Genomic DNA, 23752 nt, shown 5'->3' on the forward strand with positions numbered 1-23752 from the left:
GATTTTCACATGACAACATTTATCCAGCTTCATATGTTAACTGCCTATCCAGCCGCTAACCTCAACCGCGATGACACCGGCGCACCAAAGACGGTGGTATTGGGCGGGTCGACTCGTCTGCGGATTTCATCGCAAAGTCTAAAGCGCGCATGGCGTAAGTCTGATCTATTTGAGGAGGCGCTGGCAGGACATATTGGTACGCGCACCGGGCGCATTGGACGGGAAGCGGCAAAAATCCTGCTGGATTCGGGTATTAATAAGAAAGATGCGATTGCCTGGGCAAAGTCGATTGCCGAGTGTTTTGGCAAACCTAAAACTGAAAAAGAAAAAGACAAAGATCCGCTTATCGAAACTGAAACAGAGCAACTTGCCCATGTTAGCCCCGTAGAGATGGAAGCGGTAACCACGCTGGCGCAAAAATTGGCGATGGAAAATAGAGCGCCAACCGCTGATGAACTTGAATTACTTCGCCACGACCGGATGGCCGTCGATATCGCCCTGTTTGGCCGCATGTTGGCCTCGAAACCTGCCTATAACATTGAGGCCGCGTGTCAGGTTGCTCATGCTTTTGGCGTAGGGGAAACGGTTGTTGAGGACGATTTTTTTACTGCCGTCGATGATTTACGCAACGAATCGGACGACGCAGGCGCAGGGCATCTGGGGGAAACGGGTTTTGGTGCAGCGCTGTTTTATACCTACGTCTGTATTGACCGAGATTTACTGACGCAAAATCTCAACAACGACATGGATCTGGTTAATCGGACGCTACGTGCCTTAACCGAAACGGCGTTAAAAGTGTCGCCAACGGGTAAGCAAAACAGTTTTGCCAGTAGGGCGTATGCATCGTGGACGCTGGCGGAAAAAGGAACTGATCAACCGCGTTCACTGGCTGCGGCGTTTTACTCTCCCATCAATGGCACCAATCAGATCGATACTGCTGTCACACGTATCACACAGTTACGTCAAAACATGAATCAGGTCTATGGTCAGCAAAGCGAATGCATTGATTTCAATGCTGATCAAGGCAAAGGCAGCCTGGTGGCCGTGCTCGATTTCATTTGCAGCTAAGGAGCGAGCATGAGTCAGTATCTGGTTTTTCAACTTCATGGGCCGATGGCATCGTGGGGAGAAAACGCGCCGGGTGAAGTTCGGCACTCCAGTCCTTTACCTTCGCGCTCGGCGCTGCTGGGTCTACTGGCTGCGGCGCTTGGTATTCGTCGGGATGACAAAGAGAAACTGGCAGTACTTCATCGTCACTATCAGTTTCTGCTCTGTTCCAGCGCCAGGCCGCGCTGGGCAAGAGATTACCACACCGTTCAGATGCCGAAAGAGGTCAGGAAAAAACGTTATTTCTGCCGCCGAGAGGAATTACGCGATCCCGCGATTCTGGAGGCATTGATTACCAAACGGGACTATTACACCGATGCCTGGTGGGTAGTTGCCGTTGCGATGACTGAAAGCGCTCCATATCGCTTAGACGAGCTTTTAGATGCCCTTCGCCATCCCGTATTTCCGCTTTATCTTGGCCGTAAAAGTCATCCGCTGGCGCTGCCGCTCGATCCACAAATTGTCGAGGGCAATGCGGCTCAGGTTCTAAGCCGTTCCACGAATCACTATCAGAGCAAAATGTCGCAGTTGGCAGGCGCGCTGCGTTCGCTTAACGCGATGTCCAGCGAGTATTGGTGGGAAGGTGAGCATGAAGGATTGCATAAGCAGCGGACACTCTCTCGCCGCGATCAGCCTGTTGATCGTGAACACTGGCTCTTTACGGAACGTATTTATTTCAAAGGAATAGCGCTCAAGGAGGAGACGTGTATCTCTCAAAAATAACCCTCGAAACCCGTAAACTTTCCCCAGAGGCCCTGTTAAAGATGGTGGAAAAGGGGGAATACGCAATGCATCAATGGCTGTGGGAGCTTTTCCCGGCCATGAAAGAACGTCACTTTTTATACCGGCGTGAAGAGCTGCAGGGAGCGTTTCGTTTTTATGTACTCTCCGAAGCACTGCCTGTTCATCACCCCTTATTTGGTATTGAAAGCCGGGAGTTTTTACCGCTATTAACGCCGGGTCAGCGGCTCTGTTTCAGTTTACGAGCTAATCCTGTCGTTTGTCGTGCAGGTAAACGCCATGACATTCTAATGGACGTGAAATATCAGTTACGTGATAAAGCCTCTGCGCAGGCGATATTGCAGGAACAACAAAATGTGGCGCAAGCCTGGTTGGCGAGAGAAGGCGATGCGCATGGTTTTACGCCTGTCATCAGTAAAATCGAGGTTTATCGTCAACAATTTATAGCGAAAGCAAAAGGAGAGTTAATCCGCTATAGCACGGTTGATTTTGGTGGCTTACTCGAAGTTAACGATCCCACGCGTTTTATGCAAAAACTGGTCTCAGGCTTCGGTAAAAGCAAGGCATTTGGTTGTGGTTTAATGCTTATCAAACCGGAGAGCTTTTGGTGAGTTTTGTTCCGCTAAGCCCCATTCCTCTCAAAGATCGCACTTCGATGATTTTCCTCCAGTATGGTCACCTTGACGTACTGGATGGTGCTTTTGTGCTGATTGATAAAACCGGTATTCGCACCCACATTCCTGTGGGATCCGTCGCCTGCATTATGCTTGAACCCGGAACACGTATTTCTCATGCTGCTGTCAGGTTGGCCTCAACGGTAGGTACGCTGCTTGTCTGGGTAGGGGAGGCGGGTGTTCGGCTGTATGCTTCCGGGCAACCGGGTGGCGCGCGGGCCGACAAACTACTCTATCAGGCTAGGCTTGCGCTTGATGACGTGTTGCGGTTGAAAGTAGTACGGAAGATGTATGAGCTTCGCTTTCATGAGCCTCCACCAGCGCGTCGTTCAGTGGAGCAATTGCGTGGCATAGAGGGAGCTCGGGTGCGGCAAACGTATTCCACCCTGGCAAAAAGGTATGGCGTAAAGTGGCATGGTCGTAACTACGATCCTAAAGACTGGGAAAAAGGAGACATAGTTAACCAATGCATCAGCGCAGCCACATCTTGCCTGTATGGTATTACTGAAGCGGCTATCCTCGCTGCAGGCTATGCTCCCGCTATAGGTTTTATCCATAGCGGCAAGGCACTTTCTTTTGTCTATGACATCGCTGATATCATTAAATTTGAGACTGTTGTACCCAAAGCGTTTGAAATAGCGGCTACTCAACCAACCCATCCCGATCGCGAAGTTCGCCTCGCCTGCCGTGATATTTTCCGTAGCGCGAAGATCACCGGCAGGCTTATCCCGCTGATTGAAGAAATACTTGCTGCGGGTGAAATTGAACCACCGCAACCCGCGCCAGATATGCTTCCTCCCGCCATACCTGAACCAGCCTCATCTGGCGATCCTGGTCTACGAGGACGTTAATAATGAGTATGCTGGTTGTAGTTACGGAAAATGTACCACCCCGTTTGCGTGGAAGGCTCGCTGTTTGGTTACTGGAAATCCGCGCTGGGGTATATGTGGGTGATGTGTCCCGACGTATTCGTGAGATGATTTGGCAGCAGATCACCTTACTTGCAGAGAGTGGCAATGTCGTAATGGCATGGGCTACTAATAATGAATCGGGGTTTGAATTCCAGACTTGGGGCGAAAACCGACGAATCCCGGTAAATTGGGATGGACTGCGGTTAGTTTCTTTTGTTCCTCTTGAAAATCAATGAGTTAGTTTTTCTAATTTTTATCAAAAAGCTGGTGGGGTTTTCTTTGCGATAAAAGTTTAGTTAAAACAAAGACATATGATTAGTGTGTTCCCCGCGCCAGCGGGGATAAACCGAGTGAGGCAGGAAGCGAGGAAGGCAAGCGCCCGTGTTCCCCGCGCCAGCGGGGATAAACCGATACGGCAAATTAGCCAGTTCTATCTCCTGCCGTGTTCCCCGCGCCAGCGGGGATAAACCGAACTGCGCGCCCTGGACGACGCCGAAATTCGTGTGTTCCCCGCGCCAGCGGGGATAAACCGAGACGGGAGTAGCTGATCAGGTGCTTGATGAGGTGTTCCCCGCGCCAGCGGGGATAAACCGGTTCCGCTGGCTACTGGGCCGTCTTTCATTGCGTGTTCCCCGCGCCAGCGGGGATAAACCGTGGGCGCACCATTTATCACTGAGCGGGCGGCCGTGTTCCCCGCGCCAGCGGGGATAAACCGCTTTCGGAAACTCCAAAAATTCGCGCGAGCTGGTGTTCCCCGCGCCAGCGGGGATAAACCGCGGTCATTCAGATCTGAATTTGTAGCGATGGTGTGTTCCCCGCGCCAGCGGGGATAAACCGGTCAGAGCCTGTATTTTATGCTGACAAATCACGTGTTCCCCGCGCCAGCGGGGATAAACCGATGAACCTTGTGGCGTGGGGTTTACTGACACAGTGTTCCCCGCGCCAGCGGGGATAAACCGCCACAAACAGCATCATCGCTAGCGGTGCTAACGTGTTCCCCGCGCCAGCGGGGATAAACCGCGAGCCTGAGAACAGCCGTTATAGGTGGCGACGTGTTCCCCGCGCCAGCGGGGATAAACCGAGGTTGTAATATATTCAAATGGCGTGAGCCATGTGTTCCCCGCGCCAGCGGGGATAAACTGGCGTGGGCGTAGCACGATTCCGGACTGGAATTGTGTTCCCCGCGCCAGCGGGGATAAACCGGCGGAAAATCCTGGGTGACTCTATTTTTTGTCGTGTTCCCCGCGCCAGCGGGGGTAAACCGTATTGTGGTATTCAGCCGTGACGGCGGTGGACGTGTTCCCCGCGCCAGCGGGGATAAACCGCACGTCAGAAAGGTAAAGTTGATACCGATTCTGTGTTCCCCGCGCCAGCGGGGATAAACCGCCTGTCGGCACTGGTTTCACTTCATCACCTGCGTGTTCCCCGCGCCAGCGGGGATAAACCGCGATCGGGCGCTGCATGGTCCCGCCTGAGGGTGTGTTCCCCGCGCCAGCGGGGATAAACCGATTGCGTGGTTGGCAGGCTAAAGGCGCATGCCGTGTTCCCCGCGCCAGCGGGGATAAACCAGTATCAAAGGTTCCAATAGTGGAATTTCCAGAGTGTTCCCCGCGCCAGCGGGGATAAACCGGCCGACAACCGCGCGCTGCAGCGAACGGCTAAGTGTTCCCCGCGCCAGCGGGGATAAACCGATCGCTGGAACCCATTTTCTGCGTCGCTGAATGTGTTCCCCGCGCCAGCGGGGATAAACCGCGTAGCTTTATCGATGCATATAGTAAAAACTGGTGTTCCCCGCGTCAGCGGGGATAAACCGGGAACCGCGCCAGCGACGAACGCCGAGGCGCGGTGTTCCCCGCGTCAGCGGGGATAAACCGGTTTTTAGGCTGAGTAGGATAGTCAGGAGTATGTGTTCCCCGCGTCAGCGGGGATAAACCGGTTTTTAGGCTGAGTAGGATAGTCAGGAGTACATGTTCCCCGCGTCAGCGGGGATAAACCGCGCTTTCGGGTGATACGTTTCATTTAAAAACAGTGTTCCCCGCGTCAGCGGGGATAAACCGATATCCCTGACCGGTTGCTGCGTCGGTAAATAGTGTTCCCCGCGCCAGCGGGGATAAACCGCGCTGAAATACATTTGGCGCGCCGGGAAAAAAGTGTTCCCCGCGCCAGCGGGGATAAACCGTATCGAGGTGCAATAAATGGCGGGAAATACAAGTGTTCCCCGCGCCAGCGGGGATAAACCGTTCCCGCTGTTTCTCTAAACGGGTCATCTCCCAGTGTTCCCCGCGCCAGCGGGGATAAACCGGCTTGAGAGTTGGCGGAAACCTGAGAGCCAACGTGTTCCCCGCGCCAGCGGGGATAAACCGATATGACAACCAAAAGGGCGAAAAAAACGCCAGTGTTCCCCGCGCCAGCGGGGATAAACCGTCACCGTTACGTGCTCGGGTGCGCCGATTTTTGTGTTCCCCGCGCCAGCGGGGATAAACCGGCCTTGATTGGGAACTTGTTGGTTTTGGCGACGTGTTCCCCGCGCCAGCGGGGATAAACCGGTCGCAGCAGCGACGATTCCGACCGACCAGTTGTGTTCTCCGCGCCAGCGGGGATAAACCGCCATTCTTCCCTCCCGACGTCCAAGAGCCTGAGTGTTCCCCGCGCCAGCGGGGATAAACCGGAATAACCCAGTTCGGCCAGAAACGCCTGAACGTGTTCCCCGCGCCAGCGGGGATAAACCGTGGTACTGGAGGCCGAACAGCAGAGCCAGCAGGTGTTCCCCGCGTAAACGGGAATAAGTCGCCCCTGTCAGGTGTCCTACTACCGCCCATGTGTTCCCGCTTCAGCAAACCAAATCGAAATTATCCCTTCCCAGGCCACACCAAACCCTTTATTTCCCCCCATCCCCGTTATAAACTCCCCTAAACCTTCCACCCAATGGAAGGTTACGGAGGGCACAATGAACATCAGTGATGTCGCAAAAAAAACCGGTCTCACTAGCAAGGCGATTCGTTTTTACGAGGAAAAGGGGTTAGTGACGCCGCCGCTGCGCAGTGAAAACGGCTACCGAAGCTACACACAAAGCCATCTTGATGAACTGACGTTGTTGCGCCAGGCGCGTCAGGTTGGATTTAACCTGGAAGAGTGCAAGGAACTGGTGCATCTGTTTAACGACCCAGGCCGACGTAGCGCGGACGTAAAAGCGCGTACGCTGCAAAAAGTCGCGGAGATTGAACGCCATATTGTGGAACTGAATGATATGCGCGCGCAGTTATTGGCACTGGCGGAATCCTGCCCGGGCGACGACGGGGCGGATTGCCCTATCATGGATAATCTTTCCGGCTGCTGTCATCGCCGCGCTAAATCTTCGCAATAAAAAACCTGCCCAGCGCCGCGCGCGGGCAGGTTTTATCCACAAGAATTTACTGAGCAGAAAGGCGAATCCGCAGCGTGATGCCTTCCACGGCAATCACTTCAACGCGTGCTCCGGCGGGGATATCCTCATTTGAGACCACCGGCCAGGTGCCATCACCAACCCGCATATGCCCGCGTCCATTGACTAACGGTGTATCCAGGATAAAGCGCTGCCCAACAAGCTGCTGCCCGCGCTGATTCAACACCGCATCGGCGCGCGGCTGCGGTTTACGCGCCAGCCAGCGCGACCAGAGCAGGGCGGCGATCACCGTCAGCACTGCAAAGCAGATCCCCTGCCACTCCCAGCCAAAAGGAAACAGCCACACCAACAGCCCGGTGATCACCGCCGCCACGCCGCTCCACAGTAAATAACCGCTTCCCCCTAGCATTTCCGCGGCCAACAGCAGGCCGCCAAGGCTCAGCCAGAAGGTATGAGGATGCACCAGGAAAAAAGCCATCATGGGCGTTTACGCTCGCTGCTCTCTTTAACCAGTTCGCTGATACCGGCAATCGACCCCATCAGGCTGGTGGCGTCCAGCGGCATCAGCACCACTTTACTGTTATTCGCCGCGCCGATTTGCTGTAGCGCGTCGGTATATTTTTGGGCCACAAAATAGTTAACCGCCTGAATATCCCCGGCGGCGATAGCCTCAGAAACCATTTTAGTGGCGCGCGCTTCCGCTTCCGCAGAACGTTCCCGCGCTTCAGCCTGCAAGAATGCCGACTGGCGTTCGCCCTCGGCTTTCAGGATCTGCGATTGTTTATCGCCTTCGGCTTTGAGTATTTCTGCCTGACGCACCCCCTCCGCCTCCAGAATATACGCGCGCTTGGTACGTTCTGCTTTCATCTGCGCGTTCATGGAGGAGATCAGCTCCGCCGGCGGGCGAACATCGCGGATTTCAATACGCGTCACCTTAATCCCCCACGGATTAGTGGCTTCATCAACGATATGCAGCAGGCGCGTATTAATACTGTCGCGCTGGGACAGCATCTCGTCGAGCTCCATTGAACCCAACACGGTGCGTATATTGGTCATCGTCAGGTTGATGATGGCGTGCTCCAGGTTGCTGACTTCATACGCGGCTTTCGGCGCATCGATCACCTGAATAAAGCAGACCGCGTCAATGGTGACGTTAGCGTTATCCTTGGAGATCACTTCCTGGGAAGGAATATCCAGCACCTGTTCCATCATGTTGATTTTACGACCAATGCGATCCATAAACGGCACCACCAGGCTTAAGCCCGGTTGCAGCGTTTTGGTATAGCGGCCAAAGCGTTCTACCGTCCATTGATAACCTTGCGGAACAATTTTTACCCCTGCGCCGACAATCACCAATGCGACAAAGATCAAAACGGGGATCACAATAAGCATCAAAAAACCTCCTGTGTTTTGGTGCGAGTGTTGAAGTATCCGCATGTGGTTAACAGGCGGCTAAAGGTCATCATCCCTGCTTGAGATTAATAAAGCAACGGATAGCGTCGCCGTTCAGGCGTGGGCTCTGCGAATGTGGAGAAGAAAAGGGCAAAAAAAACGCCCCACGGGTAGGGGCGGACAAAAAAAGCAAAGAGTAAAATTATGGATAAAGTGAAGGGTCAGACTCTCAAAAGACTACTGTAGCGATAGATGCTAAAACAAATCTCTTACTCATCGGCATTGAGATCTGCAAAAATATCGATGGGTTAAATCTACATCATGTCATTAAAAAGTCAAAATGGTTTTTTAATAATTTAATTTCAAAAGTCTTGCTTAAGTCAGTTGGTTGTTAACGCATTGCCCACCTCCGGGCTAATCACAAAAGCGGTAGATGGCGGGCTTTTAAAGAGTGTCAGTCTTAACAAATCAAAAAAATGCCAGCACGAAGGCTGGCATTAACAGGGGCCGCTTTAGCGGATCAGTACAGCAGGGAGTAGAGCTGACGACGATATTTAGAAGCCAGCTGATCGCCAGTGCCCAGCGCCGCCAGGATCTCTTGCAGCATTTTACGCACCTGGCCGTCACCCGCGCCGAGATCCGTTTTCAGATGGCTCCACAGCAGTTCCAGCGCCTCTTCATTACGCCCAACCTGATGCAGTTGCAGCGCCAGTTGCGCGGCAAGCTGCGCGTCCTGCGGGTTTTGCGCCACTTGCTGTTGAAGCTGCTGGATTTCCGGCGTATCGGCTGCCTGGCGCAGTAAATCGATTTGCGCCATCAGCCCCTGATAGCGGGTGTCCTGATCCTGTAGCGGAATGGTTTTCAGCACCGCTTCGGCATCGTCGCTACGCTGCAATGCGATTTGAGTTTGCGCCAGCAACAGGCCGATTTCGCTGTTCTGACCGGAGATCTGCCAGGCGTCTTTCAGCAGCGGCAGCGCTTCGGCGTGTTTGCCTTCTTCAATCAGCGCCATCGCTTCCTGGGCTTTCAACTCTTCTTCGCGCGGCAGGACTTTATCGAGCAGGGCGCGAACCGCTTCTTCCGGCTGCGGCCCCTGGAAGCCATCCACCGGCTGGCCCTGCTGGAACAGATAGACCGTCGGGATGGCACGCAGACCAAACTGCGCGGCGACGCGCTGCTCGGCATCGCAATCCACTTTGGCGAGAATAAACTGGCCGTGGTATTGGTTCGCCAGCTTCTCCAGCATCGGCGTCAGCTGCTCGCAGTGCTGGCTGCGCGGCGACCAGAAGTAGAACAGCACCGGCGTGGTCATTGACTGCTCAATCACCTGATGCAGGTTCGATTCGTTGATATCAAAAATTGATTCCAGGGACATGTGTCACCCTCTTTTGTCGATTTGTTTTTTTACATGGGGGCAGAAGGCGGGGCTTCAACTCAGCCCTGCAAAATTTTGTCCATCACTCGCCCCGGCAGCAGGCGTTTTAACAACCCGACGGCGTAGGTCACCACCGTCACCGGATAACGCAATTTGGGGTTCTCGCTTTCAAAAGCATGGCGCACTTTTGCGACCACCGCCTCCGGCCCCAGGGTAAATCGCGCGGCGATGCCGGGGTTTTCCACCGGTTTGTCGGACTGGGTTTGGTTAACGTTGTCGGTAAAGCGCGTGCGGATCGGGCCCGGTTCAATCAGGCTGACTTTGATCCCGCTGTAGCGCAGCTCCATGCGCAGCGCGTCGGACCAGGCTTCCAGCGCATATTTGCTGGCGGCGTAGGCACCGCGCCCCGGCGTGGAGATCAGCCCCATCACCGAACTGGTGTTAACGATCCGCCCTTCGCTATGCGGCAGCATAGCGGGCAGCAGTAGCATGGTTAGCTGGTGTGCGCCGAAAAAGTTGGTGGAAAACTGCTGCTCCATCTGCGTGCGGCTAATGGTGGTGAGCGGCCCGTAAACCCCGTAGCCGCCGTTATTGAAAATGCCGTACAGCCGGTTGCCAGTCAGGGCAATGACCTGCGCGGCGGCGGCCTCCACGCTTTGCGGATCGTCGAGATCGAGCAATACCCCGGTAAAACCGAGCGCATTCATCTGGTCGACATCGGCAGGTTTACGGCAGGCGGCAAGCACCCGGTAGCCGAGACGCTTTAATTCATGGGCGCAGGCCAGGCCAATCCCGCTGGAACATCCTGTTATTAAGACTGATTTTTGCATAACTTTACCCGCTCATGCCCCCGATGGGTTATGAGTCGTGTTTAACTAAAGGAGCCAGTCGCGTTTCCATCCAGTCCGCGATAAACGGCTGTGCGTCACGATTGGGGTGAATACCGTCGTCCTGCATCCATTGCGGTTTGAGATACACCTCCTCCATAAAAAACGGCAGGAGCGGAATATCAAACTCTTTGGCAAGGCCAGGATAGATGGCGCTGAACGCCTCATTGTAGCGGCGTCCGTAATTGGCGGGCAGGCGAATCTGCATAATCAGCGGTTCGGCATCCGCCGACTTCACCTGAGTGATGATCTGGCGCAGAGTGGACGCGATGGCGTTCGGCTGGAAGCCGCGCAAACCATCGTTGCCGCCCAGCTCTACCAGCACCCAGCGCGGCTGATGCTGTTTTAGCAGCGTCGGCAGCCGCGACAGGCCCTGCGCGGCGGTGTCGCCGCTGATGCTGGCGTTGACGACGTTAACGTCGCGCGACTGCCACTTATCATTCAGCAGGGCGGGCCAGGCGGCGTTGGCCGACATCCGGTAGCCAGCGCTCAGGCTGTCGCCCAAAATTAATAACGTGTCCGCTGCGGCGGCGCGAAATGTCATTAAAGCCAGTAACAGGAAAGGCCAATGCCAGCGGAAAACATTATTGAAGTTCATCGTCTTAAGAAGTCCGTCGGTCAGGGGGAACACCAGCTTTCCATCCTTACCGGAGTTGAGCTGGTTGTCAAACCGGCCCAGACCATCGCTCTGATTGGCGAGTCGGGTTCCGGTAAATCCACGTTGCTGGCCATCCTGGCGGGTCTTGACGATGGCAGCAGCGGCGAAGTGCACCTGTTAGGCCAGCCGCTGCACAGTATGGACGAAGAGGCGCGCGCCCGGCTACGCGCCAGCCAGGTGGGGTTTGTGTTCCAGTCGTTTATGTTAATCCCCACGCTCAACGCGCTGGAAAACGTCGAGCTTCCGGCGCTGCTGCGCGGTGAAAATGACAAAACCGGGCGCGAGCAGGCTAAAGCGCTGCTCGAACAGCTTGGCCTCGGCAAGCGTCTCGACCATCTTCCGGCGCAGCTTTCCGGCGGTGAGCAGCAGCGCGTGGCGCTGGCCCGCGCTTTTAATGGCCGCCCGACGGTACTGTTTGCTGATGAACCCACCGGTAACCTCGACAGGCACACCGGGGATCGCATTGCCGATTTGCTGTTTTCTCTGAACCGCGATTACGCCACCACCCTGATTCTGGTCACCCACGATGAACAGCTGGCGGCGCGCTGCGACCGGCGGCTGCGGCTGCGTGAAGGCCAGCTCGTGGAGGAAGCATGATTGCGCGCTGGTTCTGGCGGGAGTGGCGCTCGCCGTCGTTATTGATTGTCTGGCTGGCACTGAGCCTGGCGGTGGCCTGTGTACTGGCGCTTGGCAACATCAGCGATCGCATGGAAAAAGGCTTAAGCCAGCAAAGCCGGGAATTTATGGCCGGGGATCGCGCGTTGCGCAGCGCCCGCGCGGTTGATCCGGCCTGGCTTGCCGAAGCCGAAAAAGAGGGGCTGCGGGTCAGCCGCCAGCTCAGTTTCGCCACTATGACGTTTGCGGGCGATACGCCGCAGCTGGCGGATGTCAAAGCGGTGGATGCCCTGTACCCGATGTATGGCGATTTGCAAACCGATCCGCCTGGCTTAAAGCCTGAGCCGGGCAGTGTACTGCTGGCCCCGCGCCTGATGGCGCTCCTGAACGTAAAACCGGGCGATACCCTGGATGTTGGCGACGCCACGTTGACCATCGCCGGTACGGTGGTTCAGGAGCCGGACAGCGGATTTAACCCGTTCCAGATGGCCCCGCGTCTGATGATGAACCTGGCGGACGTGGAAAAAACCGGCGCGGTCCAGCCAGGCAGCCGCATCACCTGGCGCTATAAATTCGCCGGTCAGCCAGCTCAGATTGCGCAGTACGAGGCCTGGCTGTTGCCGAAACTTAAGCCGGAGCATCGCTGGTACGGCATGGAGCAGGATGACGGCGCGCTGGGCAAATCGCTACAGCGCTCCCAGCAGTTTTTACTGCTGTCGGCTTTACTGACGCTGCTGCTGGCGGTCGGGGCGGTGGCGGTGGCGATGGGCCACTATTGCCGCAGCCGCTACGATCTGGTGGCGATCCTCAAAACCCTCGGGGCAGGGCGGGCGCAACTGCGTAAGTTGATTATCGGCCAGTGGCTGATGGTGCTGGCGCTCAGCGCGATCACGGGCGGCGTGGTAGGGCTGGCGTTTGAAAAGGCGCTGATGCACCTGCTCAAACCGGTACTGCCTGCGGAACTCCCGGCGGCCAGCCTGTGGCCGTGGCTCTGGGCGGTGGGCGCGATGGCGGTGATCTCACTGCTGGTGGGATTGCGGCCTTACCGGCTGCTGCTGGCGACCCAGCCGCTGCGCGTTCTGCGCCGCGATGTAGTGGCCAACGTCTGGCCGCTCAAATACTATTTGCCCGCCATTGTGATGGTGGTTGTTGCGTTGCTGGCCTGGCTGATGGGCGGCAAAATGCTGCTCTGGGCGGTGCTGGCGGGTACGTTGGTGATGGCGGCGCTCTGTGCGCTGGTCGGCTGGACGTTATTGCAAGTTTTAAAACGCCTGACGCTGCGCCAGTTGCCGGTTCGCCTGGCGGTGAATCGCCTGCTGCGCCAGCCCTGGGCGACCCTCAGCCAGCTGGCGGCGTTCTCCCTGTCGTTTATGCTGCTGGCTCTGCTGCTGGTGCTGCGCGGCGATCTGCTGGATCGCTGGCAGCAGCAACTGCCGCCGGAAAGCCCGAACTACTTCCTGCTCAACATCGCGCCGGAGCAGGTGAGCGAGGTGAAAGGTTTCCTGGCGGAGCACCAGATTATCCCGGAGTCTTTCTACCCTATCGTGCGGGCGCGCTTAACCCAGATTAAAGGCGAGCCGACGGTGAGCAGCCAGGATGAGTCCCTCAACCGCGAGCTGAATCTCACCTGGCAGGATCAGCGTCCTTCCCATAATCCGATCGTTGCGGGAAGCTGGCCGCCGAAGGCAGGCGAAGTCTCGATGGAAGAAGAGCTGGCGAAGCGGCTGAACGTGAAGCTCGGGGATACGCTGACCTTTACCGGCGATACCCAGGACTTCAGCGCCAAAGTGACCAGCCTGCGCCACGTGGACTGGGAAAGCCTGCGCCCGAACTTCTTCTTTATCTTCCCGCCCGGCGCGCTGGACGGGCAGCCGCAAAGCTGGCTGACAAGTTTTCGCGCCAACGGCGATTCCGGGATGATCGCCCAGCTTAACCGCGAATTTCCGACGGTAAGCTTGCTGGATATTGGCGCGATCTTGCGCCAGGTCGGCCAGGTGCTTCAACAGGTTAGCCGCGCGCTGGAGGTGATGGTGGTACTGGTCACCGCCTGCGGTATCCTGCTGCTGCTGGCGCAGGTGCAGGTGGGGATGCGTCAGCGCCATCAGGAGCTGGTGGTGTATCGAACCCTGGGGGCGGAAAAGCGTTTGCTACGCACCACACTGTGGTGCGAGTTCGCTATGCTGGGGTTGGTATCCGGATTAGTGGCGGCAATTGGCGCGGAAACCGCGCTGGGCTTCCTGCAAACCCGGGTTTTTGACTTCCCCTGGGAGCCGGACTGGCGGTTGTGGGTGGTGCTGCCGGTGTGCGGCGCGCTGCTGCTGTCGGCCTGCGGCGGCTGGCTGGGCGTGCGCCTGCTGAAGGGCAAAGCGCTGTTCCGCCAGTTTACCGCGCAGTAACACCGGCGCGCCTGTCGTTAAGCCAGGCCGCCACGCTGTGATAATCGCCGCGAAAGCAAATTTTCGCGGCTTTTTTCTCCAGCTGATAGCGGTACATCGGATCGTAATAGCTCTCCAGCAGCGGCAGCAGCCACGCGAAATGGCCGTCAGTTTCGCCGCTGCGCTGTTGCTCCTCAAACGCACTACGCTGGCGCTGCGCGAAAAGTGCGTAACGCTCCAGCCCAAGCCGACGGCGGATGGCATACAGGCCGTGATGCAGATATTCGCCATAGGCCCGCCAGCCCTGCTCTTCGCCATACGCGGTGCAGTAAGCCTGCTGCATGTCGATAAAGTATTCGCTGCGCAGCCGCGCCAGACGGCGATCCATCGGTTCCTCCACCACAGCGACTGGCGCAAGGTTCATCTGCTCACGCAGCCGCTGCGGCAAATGGTTAGAGCCAATCATCTGTCCTTCATCTTCCAGCAGCCAGAAGGCGTGGCGATGATGATCCCAGGTTAACTGGTTACGTAACAGCGTTGCGGCCAGCGCATTCTCAAAGCTGGCCTGAGAAAGCTGCGGCGAGAGGGTGCGGCCAAATGACGAACCGCGATGATGCGCCAGGCCTTCCAGGTCAACGCCCAGCGGTTGCGCTTTTACCAGGTCGGTTTTGCCGCTGCCGGTGAAACCGCCCACCAGCACCATTGGCAGCAATGACAGGTTGTCTGTGGCCTCAATCGCCGCCTGCCGAAGCTGCTTATAGCCGCCCTCCACCCGTGGATACTCCACGCCAGCTTCGCGTAACCACTGCTGGGCGATTTTGCTGCGCAGACCCCCGCGCGCGCAGCACAAATAACCGTTCGGATAGCGCAAACAGGCTTCCCGCCAGGCCTCGATGCGTGCGGTTCGCGTATCGCCACTCACCAGGTGATGGCCCAACGCCAGCGCCGCCTGCTGGCCCTGTTGCTTATAGCACGTGCCTACCGCCGCCCGCTCGGCGTCATTCATCAGTGGAAGGTTGATAGCGCCGGGCACGGCACCCTGGCAAAACTCCACTGGCGCGCGGACGTCAATGATGGGAACCTCGTTGGCAAGCAGCATCTGCCAGTCGCGGGTGTCAGGGGTAATAGTTACAACATACTTCATGGCGGGGCCTTTTCAGTGCGAAAACGTGGGCATTGTACTCCTGGGTTAACAAGTTCACTAAGCGCGATATGCGTCAGCAAAAGGCAGGGCGTCCTGCGACGCCCTGATTCAGATTATTAAGCGGGGATTAACGCAATTTTACCTGCGCCCAGGCGATGCCGCTGGCGTATTCCGGCGGCAGCAGCGGGACCAGCGCTTCCAGCGAGGCGTCCAGCCTGCCGGTATCGGTATCCGATAAATTCAGATGCCCAACCTTGCGCCCAGGACGAACGTCTTTGTCATACCAGTGCAGATGCACCAGCGGCAGTTGCAGCCAGGCGTCATTCAGATCGCTGCCGATCAGGTTCACCATCACTGAGGTGCTGGCAATAACCGGCTGCGGCATCGGCAGGTTGAGGATCGCGCGCAGGTGCAGTTCGAACTGGCTGATGGACGCGCCGTTCTGCGTCCAGTGGCCGCTGTTATGCACGCGCGGGGCCAGTTCGTTGATCAGCAATCCACCGGGGGTGATAAAGCACTCCATCGCCATCACGCCAACGTAGCCCAGCTCGTGCATGATCGCGCCGAGCATGTTCTCAGCCTGCTGCTGCTGTTCGATATTGCTGTGCGGGAACGCCACGCTGGTACGCAGGATGCCGTCCTGATGCAGGTTGTGCGTCAGTGGATAAAATACCGTCTCGCCGTTGTGGCCGCGCGCACCCACCAGCGAAACTTCGCCGGAAAAGTTGATGCCCTGTTCGACGATGCATTCGCCGTAGCACTCCTGCGGCAGTTGCGCGGTATCTTCGGCGTGCAAACGCCACTGGCCGCGTCCGTCGTAGCCGCCAGTACGGCGTTTGACGATCGCCAGCTCGCCGAGCGCCTCAAAAACCGCAGGCCATTCGCTTGCGCTGGACAGCAACTGCCACGGCGCGGTAGGTAAATCGAGCTTGTCGAACAGCTGCTTTTGGGTCAGGCGGTCGGCAATAATGGGGAACACATCGCGGTTAACGAATGCCGGGTGACGCGCCAGTTCGCGGGTTAACGCGGTTTCCGGCCAGCGCTCGATTTCAGCGGTGATCACGCTTTGCTGAAAGGGCACAGCTTCCGGCTCAGCATCCAGCCCCACCGGCCAGACCGCAATACCCAGCGGCTCGCCGGCCTGGCGCAGCATGCGGCCTAGCTGGCCGTTCCCCAACACGCACACTTGTTTCATGCCGCACCTCGTGGGTCCGGATTATCCAGCACCTCGTCGGTTTGGGCTTTACGCCATGCCGCCAGACGCGCTAACAGCGCATCGTCATGCTGGGCGAGGATCTGCGCCGCCAGCAGCGCGGCGTTTGCGGCGCCCGCTTTACCAATCGCCAGCGTTCCCACCGGAATGCCGCGTGGCATTTGCACGATAGAGTAGAGGCTGTCCACGCCGCTCAGGGCCGCGCTTTGCACCGGCACGCCTAATACCGGCACCAGAGTTTTCGCGGCGATCATGCCCGGCAAATGCGCCGCACCGCCTGCGCCAGCGATAATGACCTGATGACCGTTGTGCTGCGCGGATTCCGCGAAGCTGAACAGTTTATCGGGCGTGCGGTGAGCGGAAACCACTTCAACATGGTAGGGAACATCAAGGGCATCAAGAATTTCAGCGGCATGCTGCATGGTGGCCCAGTCGCTTTTAGACCCCATCACTATGGCGATACGCGCCGGATTTTGGCTTAAAGACATGCGTCTTAAAACTCCTGTGAATGCGAAAACAAGGTGCTTGTCGTTCAGAAGGGCTCAAAGAATAACATGGAAAAACCGCAAGGAAAACGGTTGCGTCAGCGCGGGGGCGGGGTTTGTAGACCTGTTACGCCCGCGCAATTTCAATATATCGTGTTTTTTGTCTACGCTTGAAACACGCCAACGCAGCGTATTTTCATATCTGAAATTCAATGTCATTTCTTTACACAATCAGCCAGGGCCGCGCTGTTTTCAGCAACGTTTGTTTCCACTGAGAGGTTAAGAATGAAATTCAATCGGATAGCTGTAGGTCTCGCACTGGCTGGTTTTCTGGTTTCCTGGTCACTCCCCGGTCTGGCACAGGAAGCCCCAAAAGAAGCCGCCGCCGCGACGCAACAGGCCAATAACGCCTTGTTTAATCAACTCCCTTTCTCTGATACCCAGGATTTTACCGATGCTCATAAAGGGTTTATTGCACCCATTCCCCAGGACGTGATTAAAGGAGAGCAAGGTAACGTCATCTGGGATCCGACGCAGTATTCCTTTATTAAAGAAGGGGATAAAGCGCCGGACTCCGTCAACCCCAGCCTGTGGCGTCAGGCACAGCTGATTAATATCAGCGGGCTGTTTGAAGTGACCGAAGGCGTTTACCAGATCCGTAACCTCGATCTATCGAATATGACCATTATCGAAGGGAAAGAGGGGATCACCGTGGTCGACCCGCTGGTATCAGCGGAAACCGCAAAAGTGGGCATGGATCTTTATTATAAAAATCGTGGCACCAAACCGGTGGTAGCGGTGATCTACACCCACAGCCACGTTGACCACTATGGCGGCGTGCGCGGCGTAATCGACGAAGCGGACGTTAAAACCGGAAAAGTGAAAATCTATGCCCCGGCGGGCTTTATGGAAGAGGCGGTCTCGGAAAACATCATGGCGGGGAACGTAATGAGCCGTCGCGCCAGCTATATGTATGGCAACCTGCTCAAGCCTGACGTGAAAGGCCAGGTGGGGGCAGGGCTGGGGACTACCACGTCTGCCGGAACGGTAACGCTGATCGCGCCCACAAATTACATCACGGAAACCGGCCAGAAAGAGGTGATTGATGGGTTAACGTACGACTTCCTGATGGCACCCGGTTCGGAAGCCCCATCAGAAATGCTGTGGTATATCGAAGAGAAAAAACTGATCGAAACCGCCGAAGATGTTACCCACACGCTGCACAACACCTATTCTCTGCGCGGGGCGAAAATCCGCCAACCGCTGCCCTGGTCGAAATACATTAACAAGGCGCTGAATCTCTGGGGTGACAAAGCGGAAATCATTCTCGCCCAGCATCACTGGCCGACCTGGGGCAACGATAATGTCGTTAAGCTATTAAAGAGCCAGCGCGACTTATATCGTTACATCAACGATCAGACGCTGCGCATGGCCAACCAGGGCCTGACCCGTGATGAAATCGCCGCTAACTTTAAACTCCCCCCTTCGCTGGCGAACACCTGGGCTAACCGGGGTTACTATGGGTCGGTGAGTCACGACGTTAAAGCCACTTACGTGCTCTATCTCGGCTGGTTTGACGGTAACCCGGCAACCCTGGATGAACTGCCGCCGGAAGAGGGCGCGAAAAAATACGTTGAATATATGGGCGGCGCGGATGCCATTCTGCAAAAAGCGAAGCAAGATTTCGATCAGGGCAACTATCGTTGGGTGGCGCAGGTGGTCAGTAAAGTGGTGTTTGCCGATCCGAATAATCAGGCTGCCCGCAACCTGGAAGCCGACGCGCTGGAACAGCTGGGATACCAGGCTGAGTCCGGGCCGTGGCGTAACTTCTACCTCACCGGCGCGCAGGAACTGCGTAATGGCGTACAAAAACTGCCAACGCCAAACACTGCCAGCCCGGATACGGTTCGCGCCATGACGCCGGAAATGTTCTTCGATTATCTGGCCGTACACATCAATGGTGAGAAAGCGGCGGACGCTAAAGCCGTACTGAACTTTGATTTCGGTAGCGAAGGCGGCAAATATAAAGTCGAACTGGAAAATGGCGTACTTAACCATTCTGCCAATATGGAAGACACCAATGCCGACGCGACAATTGTGCTGTCCCGCGATGCGTTAAACCGCATTGTGCTGAAAGAAGAGACGTTGAAAGAAGCCACCGATAAAGGCGACGTAAAAATCACCGGCAATGCCGACAAGCTGAATGAACTGCTAGGCTATATGGATAAATTCGAGTTCTGGTTCAATATTGTTACGCCGTAAAGCGTGCGAGAACGGGCGAATTTATTCGCCCGTTTTTCATCAATGGATCTGCATCGCAATGAAACCTATCAATAATGAGCAGCGGCTTGTCGCCACAGCAGAAATAACCTGGGCGCGCCGTGAAGATATGGTGTATCAGGGGCTGGTTACCAGCATTCCGTGGATGGCGCTGGTCAATATCTGCTTTGCGCTTATGGTCTATTTTCGCAACACGCTGTTTGACCAGATAGATACGCAGTACCGGGTGGCATCGAATCTGGCAAGGATGATGGATATTTCCATGCTGGCCATTTGTCTGCTTTCTTTCAGTATGATCGCCGTAGCATGGCGAAAATTGCGCCTGCTGAGCGGGTTATTCTTTCTGCTCAGTCTACTCTGGGCCGTCAGCTGTTTTTATTTTATTGTCCACTGGCGCTTACCTTTTTCATGGCCGCTGATCACCATTTTGATGCTGACCGCGCTGTCGGCTTTATACTTCTATCCGCGCGGCCTGCTGGCGTATCTATTACCGCTTTGGGTTACGCTACCGTTGGCAAGCTATTTTCGTAATCAGGGGATCAATATTAATTTTGTGATGGTATGGGTGATATTTACCCTGATCCTGATTTGTGGCTATTTTGTTTTGCGGCGCTGGTTTGACGAGGCGTGGCGGCGTAATCAGCAAAACAAAATACTAATTGCCCGTCTGGATGCGCTGGCGCATCAGGATGCTTTAACCGGAACGGCGAACCGTCGCGCGCTGGAAAATCTGCTTAGCCAGGCTTCAGGGCAAAATAAACCGTATGCGTTGATGATGCTGGATGTCGATTATTTCAAACGTTACAACGATCGATACGGGCATCAGGCTGGTGATGAGTGTCTTACGTGCGTGGCGCAGGTGCTGAAAAACGCGGTACGCTCCCCGGAGGATATGGTTGCCCGTTACGGCGGTGAAGAGTTCGCTATCGTGCTGTTTGAAGCGACGGACAACGCCTGTGAAGAGGTGGCGCGGCGTATTCAGCAGGCATTAATCCAGGCGGCTATTCCTCATCAAGATTCCAGCGTTAGTGAGTGTGTGACGGTTAGTATAGGGATTGCCGGGAAGGGGGCAGCGCAGAATGCGCATAATATGTTGGTGAAAGCCGATGAGGCGTTATATCGGGCGAAAGAAAATGGCCGAAATGGCTGGTCCCGTTAAGGACAGGTTAACGCTAAATATAATTAAAACTCCGGGAAAGCGAGTAATAGCAATACTCCTGTAGCGTTAATTAAATAGCCTGCGAATAAATAGCAGAATACCGCTCCGGCGGGCCGGAGCGGCAACAATAGATTATTTTTTCTTATAAATATTCGCCGTGCCATAAATCTTATTATTGGTATCGGCGGAAGTGATTACCACCACGTCTGCACCTTTTTCCTCTGCTTTATCAAGAAGTTCTTTCTTGGCGTCAGAAGCAGAGACTTCACCGGACGTTGAGACGCTACCAATTTTTTCATACTGAGATTCAACTTTCTGGAAATCATTTTTTTCCATTAACTCAGCAGCAAAAGCGTTTGAAGCAAACAGAACGGCGGAGCCCAACAGAATAGCTGTCGTCTTTTTCATAAATGAATTCCTTGCAGAAGGATAAGCTACCAACGGTAAACCCGCCTGGATAAGCGGGTATTACTAGCATGGTAGACAACCCCTGAAAAAACCATCCACAAGCGTATTAATTTTTATTTCTACTTACCGTTCTCATCAGAGCGGGAAATACAGCAGTTCGATATCATCCTCGCTGACTTTAATCATTGAGCCCTGGCTATGCCATGCGCCGAGCACATAGCGGCGGGCAGGGTGATGCGCAATTTCAAATGGGTGGATCGCCGGGCGATGAGTGTGCCCGTGGATCAGATGATGAACGTGATGGCGAGTCATGACGTCGATAACGGCCTGCGGATTGACGTCCATAATAGACAGGGATTTGGTTTGATTGGATGCCTTGCTGCCGGCGCGCATTTTGGCAGCGATACGCTGGCGTATAAACAGTGGCAGGGCAAGAAATAACTTTTGCAGCCAGGGTTGGTGGACTTTGGCGCGAAAACGCTGATAGCCGATATCATCAGTACACAGCGTGTCGCCATGCATAATCAGAATACGCTTACCGTACAGCGTGAGTACCTGCTCTTCAGGTAACAGGATCATGCCGCTCTGGCGCGCAAAACGCTTGCCGACCAAAAAATCACGATTACCGTGGATGAAATAGCAGGGCACCCCACTGTTCACCAGCGCTTTTATCGCACCGGCGATTTGCCCGTGCAGCGGATTGGGATCGTCATCGCCGATCCAGGCTTCAAACAGATCGCCGAGAATGTACAGCGCGTCCGCCGTGCGCGCTTCGCCCGCCAACAGACGCAGAAAACCGGCGGTAATCGCCGGTTCTTCGGTACTTAAATGGAGATCTGCGATAAACAGCGTCGCCACAGATTACTCGCTGACGGTCACGCGCTCGATGATCACGTCTTCTTTTGGAACGTCCTGATGCATACCGCTGCGGCCAGTGGCTACCGCTTTGATTTTGTCGACCACATCCATGCCTTCAGCGACTTCCGCAAATACGCAGTAGCCCCAGCCTTGCAGGCTTTCGCCGCTGAAGTTCAGGAAGTCGTTATCCACCACGTTGATAAAGAACTGCGCGGTTGCGGAGTGCGGCGCCTGGGTACGCGCCATGGCGAGGGTGCCACGGGTGTTTTTCAGGCCGTTGTTGGCTTCGTTCTGAATAGGATCTTTCGTGGGTTTCTGGTGCATGCCCGGTTCGAAACCGCCGCCCTGTACCATAAAGCCGTTGATTACACGGTGGAAAATGGTGTTGTCGTAGAAACCTTCGCGGCAATAGTCCAGGAAGTTTTTAACCGTTGCCGGGGCTTTATCATCAAAAGTTTTGATTACGATATCGCCGTGATTGGTATGAAAAGTAACCATGCTTGCATCCTGTTCTGTTTAATGGGTGCTGTAACCTGCTGTTCAGGCCACACCGAGGAGGTTGTTATAGCATAACTCACCGGGCGCGATCACCTTGCAAAGTGTGCTCCTTCCGGTTTGAATTTTGGGTTAATATACTTTTTTACCTGTAACCACACACTGACACGGAATCGCCTGATGTTAAAAATCTTCAATACCCTTAGCCGCCAGAAAGAGGAATTTAAACCAATACATGCCGGGGAAGTCGGGATGTACGTGTGTGGTATCACGGTTTACGATCTCTGTCATATTGGCCATGGGCGCACCTTTGTGGCGTTTGACGTGGTGGCGCGCTACCTGCGTTTCTTAGGCTACAAGCTGAAGTATGTACGCAACATCACCGATATTGATGACAAAATCATCAAGCGCGCCAACGAGAATGGCGAAAGCTTTACCGCGCTGGTGGACCGTATGATTGTCGAGATGCACAAGGATTTCGACGCGCTGAATATTTTGCGCCCGGATAATGAGCCGCGCGCGACTCAGCATATCCATGAAATCATCGAAATTGTTGAACGACTGATCGCCCGGGAGCACGCCTATGTGGCCTCCAACGGTGATGTGATGTTCGCGGTGGAAACCGATGCCGATTACGGCCTGCTGTCGCGCCAGGATCTGGACCAGTTGCAGGCGGGCGCGCGGGTTGAAGTGGCCGATGTGAAACGCAACCCGATGGATTTTGTGCTGTGGAAAATGTCCAAGCCGGGCGAGCCGAGCTGGCCGTCACCGTGGGGCGAAGGGCGTCCGGGCTGGCATATCGAATGTTCTGCCATGAACTGCAAACAACTGGGCAGCCATTTTGACATTCATGGCGGGGGTTCCGATCTGATGTTCCCGCATCATGAAAACGAAATCGCCCAGTCCACCTGCGCCCACGACGGCGAATACGTCAACTACTGGATGCACTCCGGCATGGTAATGGTTGACCGCGAAAAGATGTCTAAATCGCTGGGCAACTTCTTTACCGTGCGCGACGTGCTGAAATTCTACGATCCGGAAACCATCCGCTACTTCCTGATGTCTGGTCACTATCGCAGCCAACTGAACTACAGCGAAGAAAACCTGAAGCAGGCGCGTTCCGCGCTGGAGCGTTTATACACCGCGCTGCGCGGCACTGACGTCAACGTCCAGGCGGCTGGCGGCGACGCTTTTGAGGCCCGTTTTGTTGAAGCGATGGATGACGATTTCAACACGCCGGAAGCCTATTCAGTGCTGTTTGACATGGCGCGTGAAGTTAACCGCCTGAAATCCGTGGATACGGCGGCAGCCAACCAGATGGCGGCGCATCTGCGTAAGCTTTCTGGCGTGCTGGGCCTGCTGGAGCAGGACCCGGAGCAGTTCCTGCAAAGCGGCGCGCAGGCGGATGACGGCGAAGTGGCGGAAATCGAAGCGTTGATCCAGCAGCGTCTGGATGCCCGTAAAGCCAAAGACTGGGCCGCGGCGGATGCGGCCCGCGACCGGTTGAACGAGATGGGCATCGTGCTGGAAGACGGGCCGCAGGGCACCACCTGGCGCAGGAAGTAATCATTAAAAGCGGCGCAAGCCGCTTTT

Annotated in this window: 22 protein-coding genes and 1 CRISPR repeat array; of the genes, 11 read left to right on the plus strand and 11 right to left on the minus strand. The window is 55.7% G+C overall.

Annotated elements, in window-relative coordinates; genetic code table 11:
* Positions 1-9: 9 nt before the first annotated feature.
* From cas7e to cueR, 6 genes are all read left to right on the plus strand, one after another.
* Complete coding sequence (gene cas7e / locus FHW74_RS17865; protein WP_183171701.1) at positions 10-1068, plus strand: type I-E CRISPR-associated protein Cas7/Cse4/CasC; 1059 nt, start codon at positions 10-12, stop codon at positions 1066-1068.
* Between the two features lie 9 nt (positions 1069-1077).
* A complete protein-coding gene (cas5e, locus tag FHW74_RS17870; RefSeq protein WP_183171702.1) occupies positions 1078-1830 on the plus strand; it encodes a type I-E CRISPR-associated protein Cas5/CasD in 753 nt (250 codons plus the stop codon).
* A complete protein-coding gene (cas6e, locus tag FHW74_RS17875; RefSeq protein WP_183171703.1) occupies positions 1812-2459 on the plus strand; it encodes a type I-E CRISPR-associated protein Cas6/Cse3/CasE in 648 nt (215 codons plus the stop codon). Before cas5e ends, cas6e begins: the two co-directional genes overlap by 19 nt.
* Complete coding sequence (cas1e, locus tag FHW74_RS17880; RefSeq protein WP_183171809.1) at positions 2456-3373, plus strand: type I-E CRISPR-associated endonuclease Cas1e; 918 nt, start codon at positions 2456-2458, stop codon at positions 3371-3373. The genes cas6e and cas1e overlap by 4 nt, the downstream gene beginning before the upstream one ends.
* Positions 3374-3375: 2 nt before the next feature.
* Positions 3376-3669 carry a type I-E CRISPR-associated endoribonuclease Cas2e gene (cas2e, locus tag FHW74_RS17885; RefSeq protein WP_183171704.1) on the plus strand — a complete coding sequence of 98 codons (294 nt, stop codon included), beginning with the start codon at positions 3376-3378 and terminating at the stop codon, positions 3667-3669.
* 84 nt (positions 3670-3753) lie between these two features.
* Positions 3754-6223: a CRISPR direct-repeat array (repeat unit 29 nt; unit sequence GTGTTCCCCGCGCCAGCGGGGATAAACCG).
* A gap of 157 nt (positions 6224-6380) precedes the next feature.
* Positions 6381-6797, plus strand: coding sequence for a Cu(I)-responsive transcriptional regulator (gene cueR / locus FHW74_RS17890; RefSeq protein ID WP_183171705.1), 417 nt, complete (start codon positions 6381-6383; stop codon positions 6795-6797).
* Between the two features lie 46 nt (positions 6798-6843).
* Here the strand turns inward: cueR and FHW74_RS17895 are convergent, their stop codons facing one another.
* The 5 genes from FHW74_RS17895 to tesA form a co-directional block, all read right to left on the minus strand.
* Entirely contained in the window at positions 6844-7296 is a 453-nt protein-coding gene (locus FHW74_RS17895) for an NfeD family protein (protein WP_183171706.1), read from the minus strand.
* Positions 7293-8207: an SPFH domain-containing protein gene (locus FHW74_RS17900; protein ID WP_183171707.1), complete on the minus strand. Its 915-nt coding sequence runs from the start codon at positions 8205-8207 to the stop codon at positions 7293-7295. Before FHW74_RS17900 ends, FHW74_RS17895 begins: the two co-directional genes overlap by 4 nt.
* A 520-nt stretch (positions 8208-8727) precedes the next feature.
* Complete coding sequence (locus FHW74_RS17905; RefSeq protein ID WP_183171708.1) at positions 8728-9582, minus strand: co-chaperone YbbN; 855 nt, start codon at positions 9580-9582, stop codon at positions 8728-8730.
* Positions 9583-9641: 59 nt separating this feature from the next.
* Positions 9642-10412 (minus strand): SDR family oxidoreductase, encoded by a 771-nt coding sequence (locus tag FHW74_RS17910; protein WP_183171709.1) that lies wholly within the window; start codon positions 10410-10412, stop codon positions 9642-9644.
* 28 nt (positions 10413-10440) lie between these two features.
* Positions 10441-11067, minus strand: coding sequence for a multifunctional acyl-CoA thioesterase I/protease I/lysophospholipase L1 (tesA, locus tag FHW74_RS17915; protein ID WP_183171710.1), 627 nt, complete (start codon positions 11065-11067; stop codon positions 10441-10443).
* Here tesA and ybbA point away from each other — a divergent pair.
* Together ybbA and ybbP are read left to right on the plus strand one after the other, a co-directional pair.
* The gene (ybbA, locus tag FHW74_RS17920) at positions 11038-11724 is read left to right on the plus strand and encodes a putative ABC transporter ATP-binding protein YbbA (RefSeq protein WP_183171711.1); all 687 of its coding nucleotides are present in this window, start codon (positions 11038-11040) and stop codon (positions 11722-11724) included. The genes tesA and ybbA overlap by 30 nt on opposite strands.
* A complete protein-coding gene (gene ybbP / locus FHW74_RS17925; protein ID WP_183171712.1) occupies positions 11721-14138 on the plus strand; it encodes a putative ABC transporter permease subunit YbbP in 2418 nt (805 codons plus the stop codon). Before ybbA ends, ybbP begins: the two co-directional genes overlap by 4 nt.
* On the opposite strand, the gene mnmH is transcribed toward ybbP, so the two are convergent.
* The 3 genes from mnmH to purE all read right to left on the minus strand — a co-directional run bounded on the left by mnmH (position 14125) and on the right by purE (position 16962).
* Complete coding sequence (gene mnmH, locus FHW74_RS17930; protein WP_183171713.1) at positions 14125-15261, minus strand: tRNA 2-selenouridine(34) synthase MnmH; 1137 nt, start codon at positions 15259-15261, stop codon at positions 14125-14127. The genes ybbP and mnmH overlap by 14 nt on opposite strands.
* Before the next feature lie 127 nt (positions 15262-15388).
* Positions 15389-16456, minus strand: coding sequence for a 5-(carboxyamino)imidazole ribonucleotide synthase (gene purK, locus FHW74_RS17935; protein WP_183171714.1), 1068 nt, complete (start codon positions 16454-16456; stop codon positions 15389-15391).
* Entirely contained in the window at positions 16453-16962 is a 510-nt protein-coding gene (purE, locus tag FHW74_RS17940) for a 5-(carboxyamino)imidazole ribonucleotide mutase (protein ID WP_183171715.1), read from the minus strand. The genes purK and purE overlap by 4 nt, the downstream gene beginning before the upstream one ends.
* A gap of 282 nt (positions 16963-17244) precedes the next feature.
* On the opposite strand from purE, the gene FHW74_RS17945 reads away from it, so the two are divergent.
* Together FHW74_RS17945 and FHW74_RS17950 are read left to right on the plus strand one after the other, a co-directional pair.
* Complete coding sequence (locus FHW74_RS17945) at positions 17245-19221, plus strand: alkyl/aryl-sulfatase (RefSeq protein ID WP_183171716.1); 1977 nt, start codon at positions 17245-17247, stop codon at positions 19219-19221.
* Positions 19222-19279: 58 nt separating this feature from the next.
* Positions 19280-20398 carry a GGDEF domain-containing protein gene (locus FHW74_RS17950; protein WP_255459940.1) on the plus strand — a complete coding sequence of 373 codons (1119 nt, stop codon included), beginning with the start codon at positions 19280-19282 and terminating at the stop codon, positions 20396-20398.
* Positions 20399-20530: 132 nt separating this feature from the next.
* Here the strand turns inward: FHW74_RS17950 and yahO are convergent, their stop codons facing one another.
* From yahO to ppiB, 3 genes are all read right to left on the minus strand, one after another.
* Positions 20531-20806 (minus strand): DUF1471 family periplasmic protein YahO, encoded by a 276-nt coding sequence (gene yahO / locus FHW74_RS17955; protein ID WP_183171717.1) that lies wholly within the window; start codon positions 20804-20806, stop codon positions 20531-20533.
* 135 nt (positions 20807-20941) lie between these two features.
* Entirely contained in the window at positions 20942-21664 is a 723-nt protein-coding gene (gene lpxH / locus FHW74_RS17960; RefSeq protein WP_183171718.1) for a UDP-2,3-diacylglucosamine diphosphatase, read from the minus strand.
* A gap of 3 nt (positions 21665-21667) precedes the next feature.
* Positions 21668-22162: a peptidylprolyl isomerase B gene (gene ppiB, locus FHW74_RS17965; RefSeq protein WP_183171719.1), complete on the minus strand. Its 495-nt coding sequence runs from the start codon at positions 22160-22162 to the stop codon at positions 21668-21670.
* Positions 22163-22339: 177 nt separating this feature from the next.
* On the opposite strand from ppiB, the gene cysS reads away from it, so the two are divergent.
* Positions 22340-23725 carry a cysteine--tRNA ligase gene (gene cysS, locus FHW74_RS17970; protein ID WP_183171720.1) on the plus strand — a complete coding sequence of 462 codons (1386 nt, stop codon included), beginning with the start codon at positions 22340-22342 and terminating at the stop codon, positions 23723-23725.
* The last annotated feature ends 27 nt before the right edge of the window (positions 23726-23752 follow it).

This window comes from Atlantibacter sp. RC6 (genome assembly GCF_014193285.1).
Lineage (GTDB): Bacteria > Pseudomonadota > Gammaproteobacteria > Enterobacterales > Enterobacteriaceae > Atlantibacter.